General features: G+C 58.8%; 27 protein-coding genes. 14 read left to right on the top strand and 13 right to left on the bottom strand.

Translation table 11 applies throughout. The features are described 5' to 3' along the window. Positions 1 to 95 precede the first annotated feature (95 nt). The 5 genes from Q0931_RS05925 (at position 96) to Q0931_RS05905 (ending at position 6329) form a co-directional block, all read left to right on the top strand. On the top strand, positions 96 to 1358 hold the full coding sequence (locus tag Q0931_RS05925) for an FAD-dependent oxidoreductase (protein ID WP_299258258.1): 1263 nt from the start codon (positions 96 to 98) through the stop codon (positions 1356 to 1358). A 2-nt stretch (positions 1359 to 1360) separates the two neighbouring features. After that, on the top strand, positions 1361 to 3943 hold the full coding sequence (gene nirB / locus Q0931_RS05920) for a nitrite reductase large subunit NirB (RefSeq protein ID WP_299258256.1): 2583 nt from the start codon (positions 1361 to 1363) through the stop codon (positions 3941 to 3943). After that, positions 3943 to 4305 (top strand): nitrite reductase small subunit NirD, encoded by a 363-nt coding sequence (nirD, locus tag Q0931_RS05915; RefSeq protein WP_299258254.1) that lies wholly within the window; start codon positions 3943 to 3945, stop codon positions 4303 to 4305. The genes nirB and nirD overlap by 1 nt, the downstream gene beginning before the upstream one ends. Positions 4306 to 4371: 66 nt before the next feature. Further along, the gene (locus Q0931_RS05910) at positions 4372 to 5265 is read left to right on the top strand and encodes a formate/nitrite transporter family protein (RefSeq protein ID WP_299258252.1); all 894 of its coding nucleotides are present in this window, start codon (positions 4372 to 4374) and stop codon (positions 5263 to 5265) included. A gap of 176 nt (positions 5266 to 5441) precedes the next feature. Beyond that, entirely contained in the window at positions 5442 to 6329 is an 888-nt protein-coding gene (locus tag Q0931_RS05905; protein WP_299258250.1) for an isocitrate lyase/PEP mutase family protein, read from the top strand. Positions 6330 to 6338: 9 nt separating this feature from the next. Here Q0931_RS05905 and otnI read toward each other — a convergent pair whose 3' ends face one another. The 5 genes from otnI to Q0931_RS05880 form a co-directional block, all read right to left on the bottom strand. Next, positions 6339 to 7118: a 2-oxo-tetronate isomerase gene (otnI, locus tag Q0931_RS05900; RefSeq protein WP_299258248.1), complete on the bottom strand. Its 780-nt coding sequence runs from the start codon at positions 7116 to 7118 to the stop codon at positions 6339 to 6341. Between the two features lie 71 nt (positions 7119 to 7189). Beyond that, positions 7190 to 7849 carry a 3-oxo-tetronate 4-phosphate decarboxylase gene (gene otnC / locus Q0931_RS05895; RefSeq protein WP_299258246.1) on the bottom strand — a complete coding sequence of 220 codons (660 nt, stop codon included), beginning with the start codon at positions 7847 to 7849 and terminating at the stop codon, positions 7190 to 7192. Then, positions 7846 to 9117, bottom strand: a complete 1272-nt coding sequence (otnK, locus tag Q0931_RS05890; RefSeq protein WP_299258245.1) for a 3-oxo-tetronate kinase — start codon at positions 9115 to 9117, stop codon at positions 7846 to 7848. The genes otnC and otnK overlap by 4 nt, the downstream gene beginning before the upstream one ends. 30 nt (positions 9118 to 9147) lie before the next feature. Then, positions 9148 to 10053, bottom strand: coding sequence for an L-threonate dehydrogenase (ltnD, locus tag Q0931_RS05885; RefSeq protein ID WP_299258244.1), 906 nt, complete (start codon positions 10051 to 10053; stop codon positions 9148 to 9150). Between the two features lie 37 nt (positions 10054 to 10090). Beyond that, entirely contained in the window at positions 10091 to 10870 is a 780-nt protein-coding gene (locus tag Q0931_RS05880; RefSeq protein ID WP_299258243.1) for a FadR/GntR family transcriptional regulator, read from the bottom strand. 243 nt (positions 10871 to 11113) lie between these two features. Here Q0931_RS05880 and denD point away from each other — a divergent pair, with 243 nt between their 5' ends. The 3 genes from denD (at position 11114) to Q0931_RS16730 (ending at position 13807) form a co-directional block, all read left to right on the top strand. Beyond that, entirely contained in the window at positions 11114 to 12076 is a 963-nt protein-coding gene (gene denD, locus Q0931_RS05875) for a D-erythronate dehydrogenase (protein ID WP_299258242.1), read from the top strand. 63 nt (positions 12077 to 12139) lie between these two features. Further along, positions 12140 to 13540, top strand: coding sequence for a gluconate:H+ symporter (locus Q0931_RS05870; protein ID WP_299258241.1), 1401 nt, complete (start codon positions 12140 to 12142; stop codon positions 13538 to 13540). Positions 13541 to 13573: 33 nt separating this feature from the next. After that, on the top strand, positions 13574 to 13807 hold the full coding sequence (locus Q0931_RS16730) for a hypothetical protein (protein ID WP_366941583.1): 234 nt from the start codon (positions 13574 to 13576) through the stop codon (positions 13805 to 13807). 101 nt (positions 13808 to 13908) lie between these two features. Here the strand turns inward: Q0931_RS16730 and Q0931_RS05865 are convergent, their stop codons facing one another. Next, complete coding sequence (locus Q0931_RS05865; RefSeq protein WP_299258240.1) at positions 13909 to 14148, bottom strand: hypothetical protein; 240 nt, start codon at positions 14146 to 14148, stop codon at positions 13909 to 13911. An 89-nt stretch (positions 14149 to 14237) separates the two neighbouring features. After that, a complete protein-coding gene (locus tag Q0931_RS05860; protein WP_299258239.1) occupies positions 14238 to 14675 on the bottom strand; it encodes a copper resistance protein NlpE N-terminal domain-containing protein in 438 nt (145 codons plus the stop codon). Positions 14676 to 14887: 212 nt separating this feature from the next. Between Q0931_RS05860 and Q0931_RS05855 the strand changes: the two genes are divergently transcribed. The 3 genes from Q0931_RS05855 (at position 14888) to Q0931_RS05845 (ending at position 18950) form a co-directional block, all read left to right on the top strand. Further along, positions 14888 to 15247, top strand: a complete 360-nt coding sequence (locus Q0931_RS05855) for a hypothetical protein (protein WP_299258237.1) — start codon at positions 14888 to 14890, stop codon at positions 15245 to 15247. A gap of 555 nt (positions 15248 to 15802) precedes the next feature. Further along, positions 15803 to 16198, top strand: coding sequence for a VOC family protein (locus Q0931_RS05850; RefSeq protein ID WP_299258235.1), 396 nt, complete (start codon positions 15803 to 15805; stop codon positions 16196 to 16198). A 220-nt stretch (positions 16199 to 16418) separates the two neighbouring features. Continuing rightward, complete coding sequence (locus tag Q0931_RS05845) at positions 16419 to 18950, top strand: bifunctional diguanylate cyclase/phosphodiesterase (protein WP_299258233.1); 2532 nt, start codon at positions 16419 to 16421, stop codon at positions 18948 to 18950. Between the two features lie 7 nt (positions 18951 to 18957). On the opposite strand, the gene Q0931_RS05840 is transcribed toward Q0931_RS05845, so the two are convergent. Further along, positions 18958 to 19401, bottom strand: a complete 444-nt coding sequence (locus Q0931_RS05840; protein ID WP_299258231.1) for a VOC family protein — start codon at positions 19399 to 19401, stop codon at positions 18958 to 18960. Positions 19402 to 19467: 66 nt separating this feature from the next. Beyond that, a complete protein-coding gene (locus tag Q0931_RS05835; protein WP_299258229.1) occupies positions 19468 to 20208 on the bottom strand; it encodes an SDR family oxidoreductase in 741 nt (246 codons plus the stop codon). Between the two features lie 176 nt (positions 20209 to 20384). On the opposite strand from Q0931_RS05835, the gene Q0931_RS05830 reads away from it, so the two are divergent. Further along, on the top strand, positions 20385 to 20987 hold the full coding sequence (locus tag Q0931_RS05830) for a TetR/AcrR family transcriptional regulator (protein ID WP_299258227.1): 603 nt from the start codon (positions 20385 to 20387) through the stop codon (positions 20985 to 20987). 64 nt (positions 20988 to 21051) lie between these two features. Here the strand turns inward: Q0931_RS05830 and Q0931_RS05825 are convergent, their stop codons facing one another. Together Q0931_RS05825 and Q0931_RS05820 are read right to left on the bottom strand one after the other, a co-directional pair. Further along, positions 21052 to 22053, bottom strand: coding sequence for a saccharopine dehydrogenase NADP-binding domain-containing protein (locus Q0931_RS05825; RefSeq protein ID WP_299258225.1), 1002 nt, complete (start codon positions 22051 to 22053; stop codon positions 21052 to 21054). Next, the gene (locus tag Q0931_RS05820; protein WP_299258223.1) at positions 22050 to 22451 is read right to left on the bottom strand and encodes a VOC family protein; all 402 of its coding nucleotides are present in this window, start codon (positions 22449 to 22451) and stop codon (positions 22050 to 22052) included. Before Q0931_RS05820 ends, Q0931_RS05825 begins: the two co-directional genes overlap by 4 nt. Positions 22452 to 22637: 186 nt before the next feature. Between Q0931_RS05820 and Q0931_RS05815 the strand changes: the two genes are divergently transcribed. Beyond that, positions 22638 to 23534: an AraC family transcriptional regulator gene (locus tag Q0931_RS05815; protein WP_299258221.1), complete on the top strand. Its 897-nt coding sequence runs from the start codon at positions 22638 to 22640 to the stop codon at positions 23532 to 23534. 76 nt (positions 23535 to 23610) lie between these two features. Here the strand turns inward: Q0931_RS05815 and Q0931_RS05810 are convergent, their stop codons facing one another. Beyond that, the gene (locus tag Q0931_RS05810) at positions 23611 to 23745 is read right to left on the bottom strand and encodes a hypothetical protein (RefSeq protein ID WP_299258219.1); all 135 of its coding nucleotides are present in this window, start codon (positions 23743 to 23745) and stop codon (positions 23611 to 23613) included. Between the two features lie 39 nt (positions 23746 to 23784). Between Q0931_RS05810 and Q0931_RS05805 the strand changes: the two genes are divergently transcribed. Beyond that, on the top strand, positions 23785 to 24327 hold the full coding sequence (locus Q0931_RS05805; RefSeq protein WP_299258216.1) for a hypothetical protein: 543 nt from the start codon (positions 23785 to 23787) through the stop codon (positions 24325 to 24327). Here Q0931_RS05805 and Q0931_RS05800 read toward each other — a convergent pair. After that, on the bottom strand, positions 24270 to 24816 hold a 547-nt coding region (locus Q0931_RS05800; protein ID WP_299258214.1), incomplete at its 5' end, for a hypothetical protein. The two genes, Q0931_RS05805 and Q0931_RS05800, sit on opposite strands and share 58 nt — an antisense overlap.

Genomic DNA, 24816 nt, shown 5'->3' with positions numbered 1-24816 from the left:
CACGGCGTTCGCTTCATGACAGCAGGGACACATTCCCTTCTCACTTACGGGCGTCACCTGCGCTATCGACAATCCATCACGCCGGGAGGTCGAGCATGACAACGGATCACGACACCATACGGCCCATCGCCACACGTCGCGTGCTCATTGTCGGCAACGGCATGGCCACCCAGCGGCTGCTGGAGGGACTTGTCAGCCGATCCGAGCGGCCGCAGGACATTCATGTGTTCGGCGATGAAGCCAGCCCCGCCTACAACCGCATTCTCCTCTCGCCCCTACTGGCCGGCGAGATTGGTGAGCAGGAGATCACCCTGCGTGACCGCGAGTGGTTCGAGGCACACAACATCACGCTGCACTGCGGCCGACGCATCCGGTTCATCGACCGTTTGAGGCGACAGATCATCGATGACCGGGGCACGCGCCATGACTACGATCGACTGATCATCGCCACCGGCTCGCGGGCCCGTCTTTTCGATTTGCCTGGCGCCGAACTTGGCGGCATTCACGGTTTTCGCACTACCGAGGATGTAGCCTCACTGATGGCAGCAGGCGATCACACCCGTCGCGCCGTGGTGATCGGCGGTGGCCTGCTGGGGCTGGAGGCGGCCGAAGGGCTTCGAAAGCGCGGCCTTGAGGTCACCGTAGTGCACCGCAGTATGCACCTGATGAATCGCCAGCTCGATGCCCGGGCCGCAGAGCTGCTGGCCAATGAACTTCAGGGACGCGGCCTCACGCTGCGCCTTGGGCGCTGTCCTGTTGGCTATGACAGTGCCGATGGCACCCACGTCTCGGGGGTGATGCTGGATGATGGCGAGCATCTGGCCGCCGGGCTGGTAGTGGTCGCGGCCGGCATCGTGCCCAACGCCGAGCTCGGCCTGGACGCAGGGCTTGAGGGGCGCCGGGCCATCCGCGTGGATAACACCCTGACCACCAGTGATAGGCACATCATGGCGCTCGGAGAGTGCTGTGAATTCGAGCACACCACCTTTGGTCTGGTCGACCCCATCTGGGCGCAGGTCGAGGTGCTGGCCGACCGGCTCTGCGGTGGCGATCACCGCTACGCCCTGACGCCCTGCGCCACCCGGCTCAAGGTCAGCGGTGTCGAGCTTTACGCCTTCGGCACCCTCACCCCTGAACCCGGCGACGAGGTACTGCGTTATCTCGACGCCGGCCACGGCGACTACCGCCGCCTGATTCTGCGCAATAACCGACTTGTCGGCGCCGTGCTTTACGGCGACACCCGCGATGGCCCCTGGTACTTCCGCCAGAGCGTGGATCAAAACGATCTCACGTCCTGCCGTGACACGCTGATTTTTGGCGCCACGGACGCCATCCAACAGCTCGAGGAGGCTGCCTGATCATGCAGGACCTGACGATTCATGCAGAGACAATCCATCAAGAGAAAAAGCAGCTCATCATCATTGGCAACGGCATGGTGGGCCATCACTGCGTCGAACAGCTGATCGAGCGCGGCGCCACCCAGCACTACCAGATTCACGTGTTCGGTGATGAGCGCCATCGCGCCTATGATCGGGTGCACCTGTCAGAGTATTTTTCCGGCAAGGACGCTGACGCGCTCGCGCTCGGTGAGGCCAACCTGCACGACACCCACGGCGTGTCGCTGCATCTGGGTGTGCGCATCTCGGGCATCGATCGTGACAGGCGCGAAATCCTCACCTCCGAGGGTCGTCTGCCCTACGACAGCCTGATCATCGCCACCGGCTCATACCCTTTCGTGCCACCGATTCCGGGCCCTGAGGTCAGCGAACACCCCCAGGCACGGCTGGTCTATCGCACCCTGGATGATCTCGATGCCATTCGCGAACACGCCAGTACCGCCCGCCGGGGCGTGGTGATTGGCGGCGGGCTGCTGGGGCTGGAGGCCGCCAACGCACTCAAGTCGCTGGGCCTTGAAGCCCACGTAGTGGAGTTCGCCCCGCGCCTGATGCCGGTCCAGCTGGATGATCAGGGCGGTGCAGCACTGCGCGAGCGCATCGAAGCCCTCGGCGTGGGTGTACACACCGGTTGTGCCACCGAAGAGATCATCGCCACGTCCGATAATGACTACGCCTATCGCATGCACTTCAAGGGTGGCGAGCACCTGGACACCGATCTGGTGCTCTTTTCCGCCGGCATCCGCCCCCAGGATCAGCTGGCCCGCGACTGTGGGCTGGAGATCGGCGAACGCGGCGGCATCGTGATCGATGAGACCTGCCGCACCTCCGATCCGGAAATCTTTGCCATCGGCGAGTGTGCGCTCTGGAACGGCCAAATCTTTGGTCTGGTGGCGCCTGGCTACACCATGGCCCGCACCGTGGCGAGCTGTCTCACCGATGTGTGCGTGCCCTTCAGCGGCGCGGACATGTCGACCAAACTCAAGCTTCTGGGGGTGGATGTCGGCTCGATCGGTGACGCCTTTGGCACCACCGAAGGAGCGAAAAGCTATCGCTGGATCGACGAAGCCGGCAGTGGCTATCGCCGGCTGGTGGTCTCAGGCGACGGCACAAAGGCACTGGGTGCGGTGCTGGTGGGTGACAACAGCTACTACGACACCCTGCTGCAGTACGTCCAGAACGGCATCGACCTGCCGAAGGACCCGGCGGTGCTGATTCTGCCGCAAAGCGAGGGCGGTGCACCGACCCTGGGCGCCGATGCCCTGCCCGATACCGCCATGGTCTGTTCGTGCCACAACGTCACCAAGGGCGCCATCTGCCAGGCCGTTGATGAGGGCTGCGCCGATATCGCGGCACTCAAGATCGAGACGAAGGCCAGCACCGGCTGCGGCGGCTGCGCGGCGCTTTTGAAGCAGGTGTTCGAGCACGAGCTCGAGTCCCGCGGCATCGAGGTGGATAAAAGCCTCTGCGAGCACTTTCATTACACCCGCCAAGAGCTCTACGCCATGGTGCGCGTCGAAGGCATCCACTCCTTTGATGAACTGCTGGAGAAGCACGGCCACGGACTGGGGTGCGATATCTGCAAGCCGACCATCGGGTCGATTCTTGCCACCTGCTGGAACCAGCCGATCATGGACCCGCAGAACGTCGCGCTGCAGGACACCAATGACACCTTCATGGCCAACATGCAGAAAAACGGCACCTACTCGGTCATGCCCCGGGTCGCCGGCGGCGAGATCACCCCCGACAAGCTGGTGGCGCTGGGTCAGGTGGCCAAAAAATATGATCTCTACACCAAGATCACCGGTGGCCAGCGCATTGACCTTTTCGGCGCCGAGCTGCACGAACTGCCGGACATCTGGGAAGAATTGATCAAGGCCGGCTTTGAAACCGGCCACGCCTATGGCAAGTCGCTGCGCACGGTGAAATCCTGTGTGGGCAACACCTGGTGTCGCTACGGCGTACAGGACAGTGTCGCCATGGCGCTGGAACTCGAGCATCGCTACAAGGGCCTGCGCACCCCACACAAGGTCAAGATGGGTGTGTCGGGCTGCACCCGCGAGTGCGCCGAGGCCCAGGGCAAGGACATCGGCGTGATCGCCACCGAGGCCGGCTGGAACCTGTATGTCTGCGGCAACGGCGGCATGCGCCCGCGCCACGCCGAACTCTTTGCCACCGACATCGACAGCGACACGCTGATTCGCTACGTCGATCGTTTCCTGATGTTCTACGTGCGCACCGCCGACAAGCTCCAGCGCACCTCGGTGTGGCGGGAAAGTCTCGAAGGCGGTCTGGATTTCCTGAAAGAAGTGATCATCGACGACAGCCTCGGGCTGGGTGACGAACTCGAGCGCCAGATGCATCACGTGGTCGAGACCTACGAGTGCGAGTGGGCCAACGCCCTGAAGGACCCGGAAAAGCTCAAGCGCTTTCGCACCTTTGTTAACGACAAATGCGGTGACCCGGATATCGTCAATGTCACCGAGCGCGACCAGCCCCGCCCAGCGCGCGCCAATGAAATTGATTCCCTTGCCGTGGAGATTCGCTGATGAGTCCTGCAACTGCCGTTGAAAACACTGCACGGGTGCTGTGCAGTGTCCATGATCTGGTCGACTACTCGGGCGTGGTGGTCCTGCACGACGGCCGCCAGATCGCGCTGTTCTATCTGCCGCACGGGCGCGACCGTCACAGCGCCCCGGAGGTGTTTGGCATCGACAACCATGACCCGTTTTCGAATGCCAACGTGATCGGCCGCGGCATCATCGGCGACAAGGGGGGTGAGCTGGTGGTGGCCTCGCCCCTCTACAAACAGCACTTCCGGCTTGATGATGGCGTCTGTCTTGAAGACAACGATATTCGCCTGGCCACCTATGACGTACGACTCGAGGGCGAATGCGTCGTCATTGCCTGATGGCGACGATGTGATCACCGGCCCCACCGATACATGGCATAACAACAACACACCAGAGGCCATATCATGTCCTATCTCACTCCTGCTGAATTCGTCACCAAAATGGTCGATTCCGGTGCGTCAAAGATTGCGATGTCCACGCGTGACACGCTGATTCGTGCCTTCATGGCCGGGGCCATTCTGGCCCTGGCCGCCGCCTTTGCGATCACCATTACGGTACAGACCGGCGAGCCCCTGATTGGCGCCATACTCTTTCCGGTCGGGTTCGTGATGCTTTATCTGATGGGCTTTGATCTACTCACGGGCGTGTTCATGCTCACGCCCCTGGCCCTGCTGGATCGTCGCCCCGGGGTGACGTTCAAGGGCATCCTGCGCAATTGGGGATGGGTCTTTCTGGGTAACCTGGGCGGCGCGCTGACGGTCGCCTTCATGATCGCCTTCATTCTTACCTACGGTTTCTCCATTGGCCCCGGCGAGATTGGCGGGAAGATTGCCAGCATCGGCAAGGCCCGCACCCTGGGGTACGCCGAGTACGGGCTGGCCGGCTGGGTCACCATCTTCATGCGCGGCATGCTGTGTAACTGGATGGTCTCGATGGGCGTGGTGGGCGCCATGGTGTCCAGCTCGGTCAGTGGCAAGGCCATCGCCATGTGGATGCCGATCATGCTCTTTTTCTACATGGGCTTTGAGCACTCGATCGTCAATATGTTTCTGTTTCCTTCGGCGCTGATCATGGGCGGTGATTTTTCGGTATGGGACTACATGTGGTGGAACGAGATTCCTACCGTGCTGGGGAACCTGGCCGGCGGTCTCGCTTTTACAGGCCTGACGCTCTACACCACCCATGTTCGCACCGGTCCGAAGCGGGAAATGGCCGACGCACCGTCCCAGAACCGGGCTCAAAAAAACGCAGCGACAAAAAACGACACTGCGCCGATGGATATCAAGGCACGCGTCTGATTTCTGATGAAACAAGAAAGCAGTCAACGCCCGACCCTCTGGTCGGGCGTTTTATTATGTAGACTGCAAAAAAGAAGGCCGGAACTGATAAGGCTACCTTTTCATCCGCTGCTGAACCCGTAGCGCACCAGAGACTGTTTCAAGGTGGCAATTTGTCCTGCCGGAGGAGTCATGCCATGTCCACTACAGCTACCCAACGACGCGCGGCCTTTCGCCGTCGGATCATGGCACGCAATGCCATGCTGATGCCCGGGGTGTTCAACGCGCTCAGCGCCCGGGTCGTCGAAGATGCGGGCTTTGAAGCGCTCTATCTCACCGGCGCCGGCGTCAGCAATATGTCGCTGGGGCTCCCTGATCTGGGATTTATTGGCCTGCATGACGTCGCCGAGCATACCGCCCGGGTACGCGATGTCGTTGAACTTCCCATGATAGTGGATGCCGATACCGGTTTTGGTAACGCCCTGAACGTTCGCCAGACGGTACGCACCCTGGAACGTAGCGGCGCCGACGCCATTCAGCTCGAGGATCAGGCGATGCCCAAAAAATGTGGCCATTTCAGCGGCAAACAGGTCGTGGCCACAGAAGAGATGGTGAACAGGATCAAGGCCGCCGTCGACGCCCGCGATGATGACAATGTCCAGATTATTGCCCGTACCGATGCCGCAGCCGTCCATGGCATCGATCATGCCATCGAACGGGCACATCGGTTTGCCGAGGCGGGCGCGGATATCCTGTTTATCGAAGCGACCGAGTCACTGGAGGATATACGACGCCTGCCAGCGCTTTTCAAAACGCCCCAGTTGATCAACATCGTGATCGGCGGCAAAACGCCCACGCTTGATCGCGATGAACTCGAGCAGCTGGGCTATGCCGTGGTGCTCTATGCCAACGCCGCGCTGCAAAGTGCCGTCTGCGGTATGCAAAGGGCGCTGCCTCGACTGCTCAAAAACGGACGACTGGATGAAGACCCACAGCTGGTGGCTTCGTTCAGCGAGCGCCAGCGGCTGGTCAAAAAAGCGCTTTTCGACGATCTCGAAACGCGCTATTCAGACCATGGCAAGTAAGCCGGTCGCTTAACGCCGCCAGGGCGCAAACCACCCAAGCCCCGCTGCCGTCTCACCGCGGGGCTTGTACTCACAACCCAGCCAGCCGTCAAAACCGACGCAGTCAAGCTGGTCGAACAGCCAGGCATAATTCACCTCGCCGGTATCGGGCTCATGACGCTCGGGCACGCCGGCAATCTGGATATGACCCACGCCTTCGCGGTACTCCTGGAAGGTTTCCCAGAGATCGCCGTCCATGATCTGGGTGTGATAGAAGTCCATCTGTACCCGGATATTGGACTCGCCCAGCGTCTCGATCACATCATGCGCCTCATGCTGATGGTTGATGAAATAGCCCGGCATGTCGCGGCTGTTGATGGGCTCGAGCAACAGCGTAATGCCCTCCTCCTGAAGCCGACGCGCGGCAAAACGAATATTGCTCAGGTAGGTATCGTGCATGGCCGAAAGATCCGCCCCCTCGCCGGCTACCCCGGCCATGGCGTGTACCCTCGGACAGTTCAGCGCGCGGGCGTAGCGAATCGCCGTCTCGACGCTGTCACGAAACTCGCTTTCGCGCCCGGGCAGCGCAGCCAGACCGCGCTCGCCGGCTTCCCAGTCTCCGGCAGGTAGATTGAACAGCACCTGCTTGAGGTCATGACGCTTGAGTTCCCGGGCAATCGCCTCCGCCTCAAAGGCGTAGGGGAAGAGATATTCTACCGCTTCAAAGCCCTGATCCGCGGCCTGTTCAAAGCGCTGCATGAAGGAGACTTCGTTGAACATCATGGTGAGGTTGGCAGCAAAACGCGGCATGAGCGCTCCTTCAAAAGTGGATAACAACAGACAGCCGTAACCCGGCGCCCACGGCACCGGGAGCGAAATGACTACCAGCGGGCGCCAAACTGCTGGCGCAGGCCGTCGATCTGCTCATCATTCAGGGTGTTGATCTGCTGACCCTGGAGCAACAGGAACAAACGGGCGGTCTCCTCGAGCTCCTCGATGGCATTGCGCGCGACTTCCAGTGACTTGCCGGCTACCACCGGGCCGTGATTGGCCAGCAGCACGGCGCTGTAATCCGACGCGTATTCGCGCACCGCCTCGCCCATTGCCGGATCGCCGGGCTGAAAATAGGGCAGCAGCGGCAGACGGCCTACCCGCATCACGAAATAGGGCGTAATCGGCGGAATGCAGGAGCGCTCGTCCAGCCCCTGCAGGCAGGAAACCGCCGAGGCGTAGGTCGAATGCAGATGGATGACGCCACCGGCCTCTTCGCGCGACTCATAGAAGGCGCGGTGAAGAAAGGACTCCTTGGTCGGCGGCTTGCCGGAGAGCAGATTGCCCTCCCAGTCGAGCATCGAGATCTCGGCCGGGTCCAGCGCGCCCAGGCTGGCATTGGTCGGCGTCATCAGCCAGCCGCCGTCGCATTTGGCGCTGATGTTGCCGGAAGTGCCGGGCGCCATGCCCAGCTGACGGAAGGCACGGCCGATCTCGCTGATCTCCTCGCGCAGGCGATTTTCTTCACTATGGGTATTGATATGGCTCATGGCATGCTCTCCCAGGCCTTTGTCATGAAGTCTTCAGCACCGAAATTGCCCGATTTGAGCGCCAGCGCAAGCCGCTCGGGACTACCCAGCGTCACGATCCAGGGCACACCGGGATCGATACTCGGTCCGATCTGAAGGCCTTTCACATTAAGCGCACTGACCACGGCGCCGGAGCTTTCGCCTCCGGCGACCAGCAGACGGCGCACCCCCAGCTCACTGACCAGTGTCGCGGCGACCTCTCCCAGCGCGCGCTCGACGATCTCGCCGGCTTCCTGTACGCCCAGCGTCTGCTGCGCCTTTTTAACGTTGTCAGGAGAGGCACTGGCATAGATCAGCACGGGAGACGCGTCGAGATGCTCCCTGGCCAGTGTCAGCGCCTCGTCGATCCGGCCTTGATAATCTTCGGCCAGTGCCAGCGCATCCAGGCGGTAATGGGGATAGTGCGCCTGGGCATGTTCAATCTGGGCCAGCGTTGCCCTTGAGCAGCTGCCACTCAGGATGGCTTCACGCCCTGGAGTGGCCGGTAGCTCGGCAGCGCTGTCACCGGTCAGCTCATTAGCCCAGCGCGCGTGAAGGCCCAGCGCCAGACCGGAACCGGCAGTGACAAGCGTCATGTCGCGGCAGGCCTCGCCCAGCGTCTCCAGATCGCGCTGCTCGATGGCATCGAGAATTGCCACGCCAACGCCCTCCGCCTGCAGCGCGTCAAAGCGCTGCCGAACGGCTTCGCTGCCCTGGCGCACGCCATCAAGGTCGACCAGCCCGACCCGGTGGCGGGTCTGACTGCCCATGACGCGCACCAGATTGGCATCCGTCATGGGCGTGAGCGGGTGGTCCTGCATGCCGCTTTCATTGAGCAGCACCCCACCCGCGAACAGGTAGCCGTTGTAGACCGTGCGACGATTGGCGGGCAACGCCGGACAGGCCACGGTAAAGGGCACGTCAAGTGCGTCCATCAGCGCATCGGTCACCGGGCCGATGTTGCCCTCGGAGGTGGAATCAAAGGTGGAGCAATACTTGAAGTAGAACTGCTCGCAGCCGCGCGCCTGAAGACATTCAAGCGCTGCCAGCGACTGTTCGATCGCCTCTTCTGCAGGAATGGTGCGGCTCTTGAGTGCCACCACCACCGCGTCGACATCCTTGAGCTCGTCGGCCAGCCCCTCGTCGGGGACACCGATGGTCTGAACGGTGCGCATGCCGATACTGACCAGCTGGCTGGCCAGGTCGGTGGCACCGGTAAAGTCATCTGCAATACAGCCCAGCAATGGCATGGGGAGCTCCCTTGTCTGAAGGATGGAGAATCAGTCGTTGGCGGCACGCGTGGGCAGATCGATGCCCGGGAAGATACGTACCACCCCGGCATCATCCTCGCGACCAAACCCCATGGCAGAGGCCTGACTGAACATGGTCAACGCCTGGGCGGTCATCGGCAGCGGAAAGCGCTCGGCGCGGGCAGTGTCATGCACCAGCCCCAGGTCCTTGACGAAGATGTCCACCGCCGAGCGTGGGGTGTAATCACCATCGAGCATGTGCGGCACGCGGTTTTCAAACATCCAGGAGTTGCCGGCGCTTTTGGTGATCACCTCATACAGCGTTTGCGGGTCACAGCCACTCTTGATGCCGTAGGCCATCGCCTCGGCGGCGGCGGCAATATGCACGCCCGCCAGCAGCTGGTTGACCAGCTTGACCTGGGAACCCTGCCCGGGCGCCTCGCCCAGACGAAAGATGGTGGCGGCGATGGCATCCAGCGCCGGCTGGGCGCGTTCGAATACCGCTGACGGACCAGAGGCCATCAGTGTCAGCTCGCCGGCGGCGGACTTGACCGCCCCGCCCGAGATGGGAATATCGAGATAGTCGACCCCTATTTCGGCAAGCTCGGCGGCCAGCGCCACAACGGCTTCCGGTGCGGCGGTAGCACACCCCACCACGATGCTGCCGGGCGTCAGGGTCGAGGCCAGGCCGTCGTCTCCCAGCAGGACCTGACGCATCTGAGCAGCATTGACGACCACCAGAAAGACGATATCGACCTGATGGCCCATCTCGGCGGGGTTGGCGACCGGTCGGCCACCCTCGGCCGTCAATCTTTCAAGGGCGCTGGCGTTGATATCGCAGCCCAGGGTGTCGAACCCGCCATGGATCAACGATGTCGCCATGCCCATTCCCATGGACCCCAATCCGATCACGCCAGCTCTGAGCCTGTCTGCCATGCTGTTACTCCCTTGATAAAATCAGTCCTTGATGAAATTAGTCCTGAGCGCTGTTGCGAGTGTGCTCGAACGCCTCGATCAGCGACGGTGGTATATCGCTCAGGCGCCTGCGGGCCTGATCCATGTGCCACCACGCCGCCTGACGCGCCGCGTTGCCATCCCCGCGGGCGATGGCTTCAAGAATGGCGTCATGCTCGCTGATGACTTCAGCGACAAAGGTGTCACGCCGCGCCTCATTGCGTCGGGTCAGACTGATGGCCTGATGCAAAAAGCGGTTATAGAAATCCAGCACCGTAATGAAGTACTCATTGTTTGAGGCCTCGGCAATGGCGCGATGAAAGGCCATATCCTGCTCGACACCGGACTCGCCGGCGTCCACCGCCTCATCGATGTCGACCATGGCATTACGCAACCTTCGCAGCTGCGCCCGCGAGCAGCGAGTAGCGGCATGAAAGGCCGCCTCGCCTTCCAGCGCACGACGCAGCTCCAGCAGATGCAGCGCCGAGGCCAGTGACTCGCCGGGCAGCGCCTGTACCAGCGATACTCTGGGCTCGTCGGCCACAAAACTGCCGCTGCCACGCCTTGAGACGACAAGACCCGCATTGCGCAGCATGGAAATGGCCTCGCGTACCACCGAGCGGCTGACCTCATGGCGCTCCCCCAGCGCCGCCTCGGTTGGCAGACGCTGTCCGGCGTGCAGCTCACCGGTATGGATGGCCCGTGTCAGCGCATTGGCAATCCGTTCGGCAAGCCCGGGGCCTCTTTTTTCAGAGACTCTCCTGTCCGACACGCCCCTGTCCGACGACGAATCAACCATGCTGCGCATTCCCTCGTTTCAGACGCTGCAGTGAAAAAAGCGACGCACCGGCGCCGAATGTTCGACCAATGATCATATTGCTCCGCTCAATAGTTGTCAGACAACATTACAAAAAAAAGAGAAACACTCAATACCTCCTTTGAATGATATCGCTCGACACACTGGATCATTCAAAAAAGCGTTTATCGATACCGACAGGGCTTACAGAAAAGCTGTCCGACAACTGACACGAGGAAGCAGGCTATGCACATCATCATTACGGGCGCCGCCGGATTTCTGGGCGCAAGACTGGCCATGAAACTGCTCGAGCAGGGGGAGCTTGCCGGTCAGCCCATCAGCCATATCACCAGCCTTGATCTGGCCCCCTGTCCGATGGAAGACGCCCGCATCGAATCGATCGTGGGCGATATCAGTGACCCGGCCGTCATTGAGCGCGCCTTTCGTGACGACACCATCGCCGTATGCCATCTGGCAGCCATTGTCAGCTCGCATGCCGAGGCGGAATTCGATCAGGGCATGCAGGTCAATTTCGATGCCACGCGCTCACTGCTCGAAGCCTGTCGCCGGCGGGGTGGGCACATCCGCTTTCTGTTCAGCAGTTCACTGGCGGTATTCGGCCCCGGCATGCCCTCGCCGCTGACCGAACAGACCGCGCCGCAGCCGCTGTCTTCCTACGGCACTCAGAAAGCGATGAGCGAACTGCTGGTCAACGACTATAGCCGGCGCGGTTTCATTGATGGCCGGGTGTGTCGGCTGCCCACCATCGTCGTGCGCCCCGGGCGCCCCAACCGGGCGGCCTCCTCGTTTGCCAGCTCGATCATTCGCGAGCCGCTTAATGGTGAAGAGGCGATCTGCCCGATCGACCCGGACTTTGCCATCTGGATCTGTTCACCGGAGACCATCATCCACAACCTCGCCCATGCCCTGTCGCTTGAAGGCGAGCGCATGGGCACCTGTCGTACGGTCAATCTGCCGGGCATGTCGATCAAGGTCACAGAGATGATCGAGAGTCTTGAGCGTGTGGCCGGCGCCGAGGCGGGAGCACTGATCCGCTACGAGCGTGATCCGCAGATCGAGGCGATCGTCTACAGCTGGGCACCGCTTTTTGATAACCAATATGCCCTGTCGCTGGGCTTTGGGGTCGATAACAGCTTTGATGACATCGTGCGTGCCCACCAGCACTACATGGCCCGCCAGCAGAACTGATCGCTGTTCATTGCACTGCCTCCAGGGCACTGCCACTTACCTCTTTTCGGGGAATCAACCGTCATGACAGATGCCACCATTGCAGGACCCCAGGTCATCATCGGCCTGGGCATTGCCATCTTTGTGATGATCTTTCTGGTACTGAAAACCCGCGTGCACGCGCTACTGGCGCTGGTCACCGCAGCCTCGCTTGCCGGTTTGATCGGCGGCATGCCGGCCAACGAGGTCATTGGCGCCATTACGACCGGATTCGGGGCAACGCTTGCCACCATCGGCCTGGTCATCGGGTTTGGCGTCATGATGGGGCGTATTCTGGAGGTCTCCGGTGCGGGCCAGCGACTGGCCCGCACCATCCTGCGTCTGCTGGGCAAGGAGCGCGAAGACTGGGCAATGGCGCTGACCGGCTATATCGTCTCGATTCCGATCTTTTGTGATTCCGCCTACGTCATCCTCAACCCGCTGGTACGGGCGCTGTCACGCAGCAGCGGGCGCTCGCTTTTGACGCTGGGGATTGCACTGGGTTCCGGCCTGATCGTGACCCACAGCGCCGTCCCGCCGACGCCGGGCCCGCTGGGCGTGGCCGGCATCTTCGGGATCGATATCGGGTTAATGATCGCTTGGGGGATCGTGTTCACCGCGCCGGCACTGATCGTCATGGTGCTGTATGCCCGCTTCATGGGCCCACGCATCGAGGCCATGATCGAGCGCGATACGGGCCAGAGCCTGAACGCCGCCACGGGCACGACCACGGAGCCGGTGCAGCTCAGTGAACAGGAACTGCCCTCTCTGGTACGCTCCATCATGCCCATTGCGCTGCCGATCGGTCTGATCTTTCTCAATACACTGTTTAGTGCGCTGGCAAGCCTTGACGACAGCGTGGCGCTTGAAATCTCCATTGTCGGTCAATTGATCACCTTCTTTGGCAATCCGGTCATTGCCGTGGGCATCGGGGTGCTGGTCGCCGTTTATGGGCTGGTGCCCAAAATGCCGCGCGAAGAGGTGCTCAATCATCTGGAAAAGGGCGTGGAAAGTGCCGGCATCATTTTGCTGGTCACCGGCGCCGGGGGCGCACTGGGGGCGGTACTGCGCGCCAGCGGCGCCGGCGATTATATTGGCGCACAGGTGGCCTCGCTGGCCCTGCCGGCATTTTTAATTCCCTTCATCATTGCCACCCTGGTGCGCTTTGCTCAGGGCAGCGGCACGGTGTCGATGATTACGGGAGCCTCCATTTCAGCGCCCATTCTGGCCGCCATGCCGGACGTCAATATGGTACTTGCCGCTCAGGCTGCCTGTCTGGGTGCACTGTTTTTCAGCTACTTCAATGACAGTTATTTCTGGGTGGTCAACCGGATGCTGGGGGTCAAAAATGCCAAACACCAGATGCTGGTCGTATCAGTGCCGACCACCCTGGGCTGGGCAACCGCACTTGTGGGGCTTTTCATCGCCAATGCCTTCATGGGTTAGGGTGACCGGGGCACGTTTTGCCCACAATGACCTATGCTTGAGACAGCTCATACCGCCATGCGATTTCATTTGATAAAGGAGAGCCTCATGCCACAGCACATCTGTGACTGCCCTTACTGTGAATGCGTTGTCCCCGATACAGCGAACGAGGTGAACGGCAAGTTTTATTGCTGTGAAGCCTGTGCGACATCACATCCGGACAATCAGCCCTGCCAGGACAGTCAATGTGACTGCCATCGCCGCAACTGGGGCGGTATCAAGAGCTGATACCGGGGAGGCCTGCCACCCTGTAACGCAAAGGCCCGCCTCCATGGAAGCGGGCCTTTTTAATACGGTATGAGCATGAGCGGTCAGGACATCGAATATCGTTATGACTGATCCGGGGCATTGCTCTTTTTGTTGACGACTTCTTCAAGCAACCTTTCGGTTTCGCTTTTTGGCTTGTTCTCAAGCTCTTTTTGAAGATCGGCATATTGCCCACGCAGCGTATTGCACGAGGAGCAGAACACCTTGTCATCAGGATTGCGTGCTTCTGACAGGCGAACACTATGACTGCCGCATTCAGGACACGCCGTTGGCATCCTCATCTCTTCGGACAGGTCACCCATGTCAATCTCCTGTATCAGATCATTGTCATTGATACCTGCAATAAACCCGGCCACAGGGGCCGGGTTATTTGAACTCAGGCATCCTTTAATCAGTTGATGCGCTTGAGCGTCAGGTTGTCGCTGGAATCAATGCGTGAATAGTTGCGGTCCAGCAGACGCATGTCACCATTACCTACCGGCAGCAGGTTATAGATGGTATTGCCCTGACCGTTTTTCAATTCATACACCAGCGGGTAGCTGTTGGGCCCGACATTTTGCTTGATCAGCACCTGACCCTGGGTTGTCAGCGGCTTTTCGCTCTGGCCGACACGAGTGCTGTTCAGCGTAAAGCTGGCACCGGTGTTGTCCTGATTGCGGATCTCAAGATTGGTCTTGATACCGGCACAGTCAGCACACGGCAGCGTGCCCTGATAACGACCATCAGCCTGCGCATAGGGTGATTGATTTTGCACATCGTTGCCGGAACAACCCGCCAGTCCGATAACAGATGCAAGTACTGCGGTAGTAGCGATACCCTTGAACGTCATTTCGAATTCTCCTTTTCGAAAACAGGCACTTTGCAGACTAGGCAAGAATTTAACCATACGCCAATTTAACCTGTGCCATCTTTTTTTCAGCACAGCGGCCTGGTTCCAAAGCAGCCAGAATATTAGTACATCATTACGGTGAGGGTGACATGAACCGAAAATTTTTATCGCTGCTTGTTCTGATTGGCCCTTGTTTATTCAGCGGGCTTTCGATGGCCCGGGCCGAAGCGCTGCCGACTGTCCCGTTTACCGACACGCTCGACAGCATGCTCAAGGATGAACGGCTGGTGAGCTACGATATTCGCTCATTGACTGCCGACGATATCAATATCGAACTGACGTATTCGGGGGACCACCACTATAGTGATGCAGAAGTTGAGCCCTTCAATAATGGTGTATGCTACGCCGTACTGAAAACCGCCGTCAGCACCGGTCTGATGCCTTTTACCGGCCATACCGACATCAGCTGTGAAGCCATGCAGCGAAGTGGCGAACGCGCCGAGGCCGGCGCGCTGGGAACAAGTCTTTACCAGCGCGAAAGCGATGACTTTGTCTATCATTCTGCTCGCTGATGCCCTGCTGTTTCGACCGTTAACGGAGATCATCCTCATGGCAGAAGCCATCAGCAATACCCTTCAGCTCCTGCGCGATCTCATGTCGCTTTTCACCTGAGCGCGCTGATTGAGCAACACCTTGAGAAGCGCGGCTAATAAACTGGATCAATCACCGGAATCATTTTATACCGGGTGCCAGATTGACCTCTTTTTTATGCAGTCGCTATGGCATGTCGCCGTCAGGGTGAATAGTCTGAGCAGGTGGAAGGAACCACCTCGCGCATGGAATGCCTGAAGCATGGATTGCTTCATGAAGCATGGAAGCTGACCGCGGCTACTGTCCCCGGGCAGTAGTCGCGATTTTCATGATCGTCTGCCCCTTTCTGTTAACGCCTCCTTCAATGATCCTTCGATCATGCCGGCCCTTTCCAGGGGATTCAGTCTGCCCGGCACTGTTATTGTCTGCTCGTTTAATCATAATGTTATGTCAAAATAACCGTATGTTCAGTTATGCCAATGAACACCTGCCAGAACAGCAGATACCGGAGCCACAAGATCATGCTGAGTCATGTCATGGTAGGAAGTAACGATCTGGCGCAAGCCAGAGAATTTTATGATCCATTGCTGGGCTGCATCGGTCTTTATCGACATGATGACGATGACAGCGACCATCAGTGGTTATGCTATGCCGCCCCGCAGGAAAAAATCCTGTTCCTTGTCTGCAGTCCCTTCGATCAGAACGCCGCAGCTCCCGGTAACGGGACGATGGTCGCCTTCAAGGCGCACAGTCATGAGATCGTCGATCAGTTTTACGCCATCGGGATCGCCCTGGGCGCCACCGACGAAGGCGCTCCTGCCCTTCGTTCGCAGTATCATGACTATTTTTACGGCGCCTATCTGCGTGACCCTGATGGCAACAAGCTGTGCTGTGTCTGCCATGACATTTCCGAAAGGGAAAATACATGCTGAGATCATCTCTCGCCCGGACACCATCGTGGACTGGCGCCAGAAGGATGTTCGCCACCTTTCCACCCACTACCCGACTGCTCACCTGGTGCAAAACTCAACATGCTGATCATGAATGGCCCAAGCACGCTGTAATTTAATTATTATTAAACCGCGCCGATATACAGAAAAATATACGCTGCCTCTCTGTCTAATGCCGGAGAAGCCTTCAGGAAATACGTGAATGCTCATGAGCTGGAACGTGCCGCTGGTGACTCTTTCCTATGTCATCGCAACACTGGCCTCCTTCACTGCGCTGGAACTGACGCGCCAGGTGCGACACGCTACACATGCCGGCATGAAACGAATGTGGTTTTGCAGCGGCAGTTGCGCGCTTGGGCTTGGCATCTGGTCGATGCATTTTGTCGGCATGCTGGCGTGGAAACCCTCGATTTCCATGACTTACCAGCCCGGCTTGACGCTTGTCTCACTAGTCATGGCGATAGCCATTTCGGTGCTTGCCCTGGGCCTGGGCGGCATCAGGCATGTGCGCGTCTGGCCACTGATGGCAGGCGGCAGCGTACTCGGTGCCGCTATTGCCACAATGCACTATACCGGCATGGCAGCCATGACAATGGATGGCATGCAATGGCATTACGATACCTCCCGGGTTGTTCTTTCCGTGGCCATTGCCATCATTGCCGCCACAGCGGCCCTGATGCTTTTTCGAATCCACGGCGAAGACCCCAAAAAAAGAAGTGCCTGGTATTATCGTCTGCTTTCAGCCGGGGTCATGGGCTTGGCGATCAGTGGCATGCATTACACGGGCATGTCCGCCATGGTGATGGACTCATATTCTGTCATCGTGGTCCGGGCCGCAGCGGAAGCCGATACATTCTGGCTTGCCAGTTCAGTGTCACTGGCCACCCTCATGATTCTCGGATTCACATTGATGCAGCTGCTGGCGGATGACAGGTTAAGCGCCCAGATCAGGATGGGACGAGAGCTTCAAAGGCTACTCGACAGCACCCATCAAACGCTCAATCTTGAGCGTATGCAGGGACGCACCATGCTCAATGCCATTGATGATGGCGTATTGACCATTGATCAGTATGGTAGCGTCAAGCACGCCAATCCGACTGCACTCAGGCTTTTGGGTACCGATGAGCATAGCGTTTTCGATCAACCCTTTGACAGGATATGTCTGATCAGGGAAGAAGGCAGTATTGATACGCTACAGGACCCGCTTGAACCGGTACTCAAGCGCGGGGAGGTCGTCCATCTTCACTCTCGGCTTCTGTTGCATACCCAAAGTGGCCAGGCACATTTCATTGAACTCAAGGCGTCGCCGCTGCGTGTTTACGAACAGAGTATTGTTGGTGCTGTCGTGATCATCAGTGATGTCTCTTTCCGACGAGAGATGATGAACCGGCTTGAACATCAGGCACTGCACGACAGCCTCACCGGCCTGAACAACCGGCGCGCCTTTGATCAGGAGATCCTGAGATACAGTGATAGCCTGACCGGTCATCGTAACCACCTCATCTTTTTTGACCTTGATCACTTCAAGATCATCAATGACAGCTGTGGTCACGGCGCCGGCGATCAGGTTCTCTGCGACTTTTCCCGTTTTCTCAGAATCAGCTTCAGGGATAATGATTTTATCGCCCGACTGGGCGGTGACGAATTCGCCGTTATCGTCAATAACAACGCCCTTGAAAGCACTCTCAACAATATCGAACGACTGAAGCGTTGCACCGAATCCTACAGCTTCGAGTTTGAAGGCAGATGCTACACCATCGGTACAAGCATAGGCCTTGCCATCATGGATGAGCGTTTTGAGAGCACTGATGAGATCAAGATTGCCGCTGACCGGGCCTGCTACAGCGCCAAGTGCAGCGGCCGTAACCGGCTCAGGATCTATGAGGAAGATGATACCCGTACCCTGCAGCGCCATCAGGAAGTCCTCTGGCTCCCCAGATTACGTGAAGCCCTGCACAAGGACCGCTTTGTGCTCTATGCGCAGCGCATCGACTCCGTCTTGCCCATCGATAATGATGGCTATCGTCATCATGAGATTCTGCTGCGCTATGTAGATGATGAGGGCCAACACATTGCGCCGGGCGCCTTTTTATCCGTTGCCGAGCGCAGCAACCTGATGCCGGAAATTGACCGCTGGGTGGTCTATCACACCTTCCAGATGCTCTCAAGGCAAAAGACCGCGCTCAAGGCGCATGATCACTTCTCGATCAATCTTTCGGGACAGACACTAACGGATGAAACCTTTGCAGCCTACGTGCTTGAACAATTTGAGCACTGGCAACTACCCGCCAGCATGATCTGTTTTGAAATCACTGAAACCGCTGCCATTTCGGGATTTGATCGAGCAAGACATTTCATGGAAACCCTGCGGAATCACGGCTGTGAATTCTCGCTGGATGACTTTGGCAGCGGCATGTCCTCCTTTGCCTATCTTGCCGCTTTGCCCATTAATCACATCAAGATTGATGGCGCCTTTGTAAAGGATCTGGTCAATAACGAGGTCAACCAGGCGATTGTATCCTCCATCAGCGGCATTGGAAGAAGTCTGGGCTTGAAAACGGTAGCCGAGTTTGTCGAAAACGAAGAGATTCTCGCCAGTCTACGGGAGCTGGGCGTTGACTATGCTCAGGGCTACGGCATTGCCAGACCCGACTGCATGCTGCGCCTTTTCGAGCTCGTCGGTGCAGCACCACAATTGACCTCATCTGCCGAACAGGCTGTCGCAAAACGCTGAAGGCTGCTCAAGCGCCTTTTACACCCGCCAGCAACCCGTTAAATCTCTCGGATCGATCGCCCGGATTCTGGCACACCACTTCCACATTGATACCGTCGGGATCCAGCACATACGCCGCATAGTAGTGCTCGTGATAGTGCGTTCGGATACCGGGCGGGCCGTTGTCGATACCACCGGCCTTCAGTGCGGCCTGGTGAAAGGCATCGACGATGGCCCGATCCTGCGCTGCAAAGGCAATGTGCGTGCCGGCGCCCGGAGGCTCGTTGTCATGAATCCAGAGCCTGGGGTAGCCGTCCTTGCCGAAACCGTGGCGTGCGCCCCCGGTACGGGTGCGCTCGGGTCCGACCGTGAGAACCCGATGGATACCCAGCGGCGCCAGAGCCTGTTCGTAAAAATGACGCGATACCTCGGCATCGCGCACGGCAAATTCGATATGGTCCAGAATGGTCATGATCGTTTCCTGAATAGGCCGTAGAGCGGGCCAGGGGATCAAGGCGTTCGTTCGAACAGGCCCGGTTCACACCTGAGACGCCCCACCGTCGGCGAACAGCTCGACACCGTTGATATAGCTCGAGGCATCACTCGCCAAAAACGCCACCGCCCTGCCGATCTCGTGCGCTTCGCCTATTCGTCCAAGCGTGCTTTTTTCACTGAACGCCTGGATGATCTGCTCTGCGTCATCGGCCAGCATGCTTCGCAGGGATTGCGTATCGACAGGGCCGGGACTGAGAAGATTGATTCGAATGCCGGAGCCCTTGATGTCCAGGACCCAGCTTCTGACCATGGCACGAATGGCCGCTTTCGTCGCGCCATAGACGCTCAGGCCAGGGCCGGGATTCATCGAGGCGGTCGAGCCGATGATGACGATGCTGAACCCTTTGGGCATCAGGGGCAGTGCGCCTTGGACGGTAAACGTCACGCCTTTCACGTTGGTATCGAAAATTCGATCGAAGGCCGCCTCGGTAATTTTGCCAAGAGGCGTTATTTCGCCCATCCCGGCGTTGGCGACCAATACGTCGATACGGCCATGAAGCGACTCGATACGGCTGAAGAGTGCGGCGAGATCGGTTGCGTTGGACACATCGGCTGCAATGGCGACGGCGTCATCACCCAGAATGGCCAGGGCCTCATCCAGTTGCGCTTGCCGGCGCCCGGTAATGACCACGCGAGCACCCTGATCGGCGAACTCCTGCGCAATCGCGAACCCCAGACCGGATGACCCACCGGTGACCAGTACGACTTTATCCTGAAATGACATGGAGCTTTACCTGAGCAAGGGAATGGAGAACGAACAACCTATGTAGCGAACACTATATAGATCGCATGTGGCGCGCAACCTATTTAGCGATTACTATATAAAATAATCGCCCGACGCCACGTTTGATCGAGAATATAGCGACCGCTACACTCCTTTTCTCATCCAGCGAGGCCATCATGAACACAAAGACCCGCCAACGCCGCCCGGCCTTCGATCGCGAAGCGGGCGTCGCGATAGCCCAGGCGCTTTTTCACAAGCACGGCTATGACGCCGTCAGTCTCGCGGATCTGACTGACGCCATGGACATCAAACCGCCCAGCTTTTATGCCGCCTACGGCAGCAAAGCCGCCCTGTTCGAGCGAGCCATGCGGCGCTATGCACAGGAAAACGCGCTGCCGCTGAACGAACTTCTGGCGCCTGACCGCCATCCCGCCGAAGCGCTTCCTGCCCTGCTGCTCGCCGCCGCCGAACAGTACGGGCGAGACAGCGTATTGCGCGGCTGCATGATCACGGAGGGGATGCGGGCGGATGACCCGGCCGCACGCGGGATGGCCGAACATCTTGGCAATCGCGGAATTCAGGCGATTCGCGATTACCTCGAACGAGTTCATCCGCAGGGTGCTCAAGCCTTGGTCGATTATGTGGTGGTCACTTTACGGGGATTGTCGGCCTCGGCCTGCAACGGCATGTCCTACGAGCGCCTGACGGAAGCCGCGCGGACCGCCGGCCGGTTCATCGCGCATGAACTGAAAACCGGCGGCCCCACAACGGCTTCCTGAGTCGTGAAGTCGTTGTGGGGTTAGTCGCTTCTATCTTTGCAGGTCCGTTTCTATAGACCGGCCTCTATAAATCCGTAATCGTCGTCCCTTCGATCGTTTCGGCGAATCCGCCACCGAATAGCCGCGCCGGCGTTTCAAAGCCTGGCCGGCGCTCACCGTCCAGTACCCGACGCGCGGCCTCCACGGCCGCCAGCGGCGTATAGGAATAGCCATTGACGGTTTCGATCATCGATCGGGCCACCATGCCGTCGGCTCCCGTCACCTCGGCCACGGCGCGAGCGCGATGGGCATCGCGTTGCTCAGCCGTCGGACCATCCGGCAGTAGCGATAGATCGCCCTCGGGAAACGCCTCGCCACTGACATGCACGAACATGGCGATGTTGGGGACGCCGACAGAGTGCCAGGCGGTCACCAGATCGCCGAACGACAGCGGCGCGCACGACACCAAACCCTCGCCGAAATCGAAGTCTCGCGGCTGCGCATCGGGGGTCAGGACGAGATGGCCGTCGACCCTCGCCATCAAACCCGCGCCGATGATCTCGCTGACACTCATGGCGGAGCCCCGTGACATGGAGCCGGGCACCTGAAGCGCCACGCTCAGCGACTGTGGCACTTGCACACGCTGCGCGACGTGCACTGCCAGGCAATCGGTCGGCACCACGTCCCAACCGACGCCGGGCAGCAGCATGACGCCGGCCTCGGCCGCCTCATCGCCTAACCGTTCCGCCAGCCGGTAGACGTTGATCTCGGCGGTGATATCCAGGTAATCGACCCCGGCCTCGAGGCACGCCCGCATCAACGGCGCCGCGGTTTTCGCGAAGGGGCCGGCGAAGTTCAACAGCACATCGATACCGGCCAGGGCTTTTACTGTTCCGGCGTCGGCGGCAGCATCGACAGCGCCATCGACAGAAAATATACGGAACGGAACCGCCAGCGTCTCGGCCAGAGAGGCCAGCATCTGCCGATTGCGCCCGGCTATCTCGAAATCGAGCCCCAACGTTTTGGCACGCTCTGCCGCCATGCGGCCGGTATAACCGGCCGCTCCGTAAATCAGGAGTTTTTTCATTGGGCGTGCTGCCAGTTCTTGTAGACGAATTCGAGACTGTACCCATCAGGGTCCAGAACATTGGCGGCGTAATAGTTGGGGTCGTAATACAGCCGTGCCCCGGGCGTACCATCGTCACTGGCGCCATTCTCGATGGCCGCAGCGTAGGCCGTCTCGACTTCTACCTTGCTGTTTGCCACAAAACCGACGTGAACGGCTTTTCCTTCGACTGCACCCTCACGTAGCCAGAAGAACATCCGGCCGTTGGCGCCGAACCCCTTGAGATCCGGGTGGCCTGATGGGCCGTCTTTCCCGTCGAAATCGAGCCGCGCCATGATCCCCAGCGGGGCGAGCACTGCCTCGTAGAAACGAATCGAGCGTTCGATATCGCTGACGGATAGAAAGAGATGATCAAGCATGCAGTAGCCTCGCAGTTCAGACGATATCGCCAGCCACTACCGTAACCCTTGCCGTCATCGCGGACTCAGCCGTTCCTGCCCGAAACCTGCCCGTTTCTGCTTTTTGCTTGCGCTGACGTGCGCCCGGGATCAGCATACTTCTCTACAAGCGCTCAACCGTTCGCCATGAATGACCAACTGCCCGCCATGAACGATCAGCTGCTCGAACTTCGCTCCCTCGCGTCCAAAGCCGAGAATCGCCGTACCGAAACGGGCATCCCGCGCGTGGCCATGGTTCAGGGCGAGATCCCGGAATATATGCTGGCCGCCGTCTACGATCCGATGATCAACCTGATCCTGCAGGGCAGCAAGACAATGACCGTCGGCGACCGCACGCTGCGCTACGACCCGGCCACGTATTTCGTCATGTCCATCGAATTGCCGGCGGTAGGCACGATCCATCCGGCGACTTCGGGTGCGCCCTATCTTGCACTGAGTCTGACGCTTGATCCCACGGTACTCGCGACACTGCTGACCGACCTGCCCTCACCCACCCCACATAACGAGAGTGAAAAAGACGACAGTGCAGGATTTTCAGTAGCGGCCACCACACCGGCATTGATGGACGCGTGGCTACGCATGCTGCGATTGATGGGCAGGCCCGATGACATCGCGGCCCTCGCGCCCGTGTACGAGCGAGAGATTCTCTACCGCGTCCTGCAAGGCCCCCACGGCTGGATGCTGCGTGACATTGCGGCGCCGGATACAGCCATGGCACGTATTAGTCAGGCCATCCAATGGATTCGTCGGCACTTCGCCGAGCCGATCAGAGTGGAGATGCTGGCCCAGAAAGCGGCGATGAGCGTGTCGGCGTTCCATCGCCACTTCAAGGCAGTGACGACGTTGAGCCCATTGCAGTATCAAAAACGCGTTCGCTTGCTTCAGGCTCGGATGCTCATGATCGCCGGTGCCAAGAGCGTCACCAATGCGGCCTTCGAGGTCGGCTATGAAAGTGCTACGCAGTTCAGCCGTGATTACGCCCGAATATTTGGACTTCCACCTTCACGAGATACCGCGAGAATTCTAAGTGAAACGCAACGGTAAAAGACGTACCAGCCCGACCTCAAGGGTGCCATCATCAAAGGCCCGGAGCGGCGCCTAATAGCCGGCTTCCACGCTTTTAATCAACGGTAGCAATTTCCAACCCTTCCCGAATGACCTGCGTCACCCATTCCAGCTCATCAGAAGTGATCACGTAGGGCAGCATCCAGTAAATCACGTTACCCAGCAGGCGAAGCATCACTGCGCGTGACAAGGCATGTCGGAACATCCGCAGTGAGCCCAGCATTTCGCCATGATAGACGTTGAAATGGTGAAAAAGCGCCGCTTCTCGAGGGACGGCATTGCGCCATTAGTGATAGATCATCTTAAGCGCGATTCTCGACGACCGAGGAGCCGTTATTCGCTGGCGATGCTTACTGGCATGAGGGGAGGTAAACTTCTGGCTTTAGAGTCCGGAAATGTTAACAGCGGTTTTATTGTGCTCAAGCTCGGCCAGACCAAAAGTGGAAAACCAGAAGTCATTCCATTATTTGATGAGGTTCAGCTGCTGACAGCAGCCCTGCCCTTCGCCACAACACTTGATAAAGTGAGAAACGCTCTCGAGAAAGCCAGAGGCCATGAAGCAGTAGCCTACTTCAGGCATTGCTTTAGTTCATACCTTGAAAGACATGAGCAGGCTGCCCAATCAAACAGCCTGCTTGAAGCACTTGTCACTTTGCGCCGAGAAGTGATCAATCGACATCTTCACTCGAAAGGCAGCGTCAGAAAAAAGACATATCACCCTATGCTATTATGGAGGCCTGATTGTGATGATCCCGACAGTACGGAACGATGAGCATGCGGAGTATTTTCTGATACTGGCGGCATTACCTTCCACCCTTTATTTTCCAGACGGGCCAGACAGCTTTTCGATATCGTGCCAGCATCACCTGAATAATATGAGGCATAGGCCCCGTTTTCCTGCATGCCAATTTTCTCGCACAAATGGAACATGGGCCCTTCATGAATAACATTATCGACAACCACCTTTTTAGTATCGAGCTGTGCCGATGCATTTGCGATAGCATATAACAATAATGTGCCCACGCCCTTGCCCTGCAAAACCTCTCCTAAATTAAAATCCCCGCTTCCCAGCGTCGAAACACCATCATAATCCTCATCCTTTTGAGAGACAGATACGGTTTGAAGAGAGGTGGAAACTTTCTCATCCAGGGATTGAAAGCGTATTTTGAACGCCACAATTTTACGGCTCTTCGTCGCTGGGTGTGGAATTCGCCCCCTGAGCTGGGCCAGGATATGACCTCCACATGGACAGGAGGTACGA

The sequence above is a fragment of the uncultured Kushneria sp. genome (genome assembly GCF_947497025.1).
In the GTDB taxonomy this organism is placed as follows: domain Bacteria; phylum Pseudomonadota; class Gammaproteobacteria; order Pseudomonadales; family Halomonadaceae; genus Kushneria.
This window is presented reverse-complemented; position numbering and strand designations above follow the sequence as displayed.

Excerpts from the sequence above, each read along its gene's own strand:
- Q0931_RS05835 (WP_299258229.1), bottom strand. The coding sequence starts at position 20,208 with ATGTCATTTCAGGATAAAGTCGTACTGGTCACCGGTGGGTCATCCGGT.
- Q0931_RS05830 (WP_299258227.1), top strand. The coding sequence starts at position 20,385 with ATGAACACAAAGACCCGCCAACGCCGCCCGGCCTTCGATCGCGAAGCG.
- Q0931_RS05840 (WP_299258231.1), bottom strand. The coding sequence starts at position 19,401 with ATGACCATTCTGGACCATATCGAATTTGCCGTGCGCGATGCCGAGGTA.
- nirB (WP_299258256.1), top strand. The coding sequence starts at position 1,361 with ATGCAGGACCTGACGATTCATGCAGAGACAATCCATCAAGAGAAAAAG.
- Q0931_RS05845 (WP_299258233.1), top strand. The coding sequence starts at position 16,419 with ATGCTCATGAGCTGGAACGTGCCGCTGGTGACTCTTTCCTATGTCATC.
- Q0931_RS05850 (WP_299258235.1), top strand. The coding sequence starts at position 15,803 with ATGGTAGGAAGTAACGATCTGGCGCAAGCCAGAGAATTTTATGATCCA.
- Q0931_RS05865 (WP_299258240.1), bottom strand. The coding sequence starts at position 14,148 with ATGGGTGACCTGTCCGAAGAGATGAGGATGCCAACGGCGTGTCCTGAA.
- Q0931_RS05860 (WP_299258239.1), bottom strand. The coding sequence starts at position 14,675 with ATGACGTTCAAGGGTATCGCTACTACCGCAGTACTTGCATCTGTTATC.
- nirD (WP_299258254.1), top strand. The coding sequence starts at position 3,943 with ATGAGTCCTGCAACTGCCGTTGAAAACACTGCACGGGTGCTGTGCAGT.
- denD (WP_299258242.1), top strand. The coding sequence starts at position 11,114 with ATGCACATCATCATTACGGGCGCCGCCGGATTTCTGGGCGCAAGACTG.
- otnK (WP_299258245.1), bottom strand. The coding sequence starts at position 9,117 with ATGCCATTGCTGGGCTGTATTGCAGATGACTTTACCGGTGCCACCGAC.
- Q0931_RS16730 (WP_366941583.1), top strand. The coding sequence starts at position 13,574 with ATGCTTGAGACAGCTCATACCGCCATGCGATTTCATTTGATAAAGGAG.
- Q0931_RS05905 (WP_299258250.1), top strand. The coding sequence starts at position 5,442 with ATGTCCACTACAGCTACCCAACGACGCGCGGCCTTTCGCCGTCGGATC.
- Q0931_RS05870 (WP_299258241.1), top strand. The coding sequence starts at position 12,140 with ATGACAGATGCCACCATTGCAGGACCCCAGGTCATCATCGGCCTGGGC.
- ltnD (WP_299258244.1), bottom strand. The coding sequence starts at position 10,053 with ATGGCAGACAGGCTCAGAGCTGGCGTGATCGGATTGGGGTCCATGGGA.
- Q0931_RS05825 (WP_299258225.1), bottom strand. The coding sequence starts at position 22,053 with ATGAAAAAACTCCTGATTTACGGAGCGGCCGGTTATACCGGCCGCATG.
- otnC (WP_299258246.1), bottom strand. The coding sequence starts at position 7,849 with ATGAGCCATATCAATACCCATAGTGAAGAAAATCGCCTGCGCGAGGAG.
- Q0931_RS05815 (WP_299258221.1), top strand. The coding sequence starts at position 22,638 with ATGAACGATCAGCTGCTCGAACTTCGCTCCCTCGCGTCCAAAGCCGAG.
- Q0931_RS05925 (WP_299258258.1), top strand. The coding sequence starts at position 96 with ATGACAACGGATCACGACACCATACGGCCCATCGCCACACGTCGCGTG.
- Q0931_RS05880 (WP_299258243.1), bottom strand. The coding sequence starts at position 10,870 with ATGGTTGATTCGTCGTCGGACAGGGGCGTGTCGGACAGGAGAGTCTCT.
- Q0931_RS05855 (WP_299258237.1), top strand. The coding sequence starts at position 14,888 with ATGGCCCGGGCCGAAGCGCTGCCGACTGTCCCGTTTACCGACACGCTC.
- Q0931_RS05910 (WP_299258252.1), top strand. The coding sequence starts at position 4,372 with ATGTCCTATCTCACTCCTGCTGAATTCGTCACCAAAATGGTCGATTCC.
- Q0931_RS05805 (WP_299258216.1), top strand. The coding sequence starts at position 23,785 with ATGATAGACGTTGAAATGGTGAAAAAGCGCCGCTTCTCGAGGGACGGC.
- otnI (WP_299258248.1), bottom strand. The coding sequence starts at position 7,118 with ATGCCGCGTTTTGCTGCCAACCTCACCATGATGTTCAACGAAGTCTCC.
- Q0931_RS05820 (WP_299258223.1), bottom strand. The coding sequence starts at position 22,451 with ATGCTTGATCATCTCTTTCTATCCGTCAGCGATATCGAACGCTCGATT.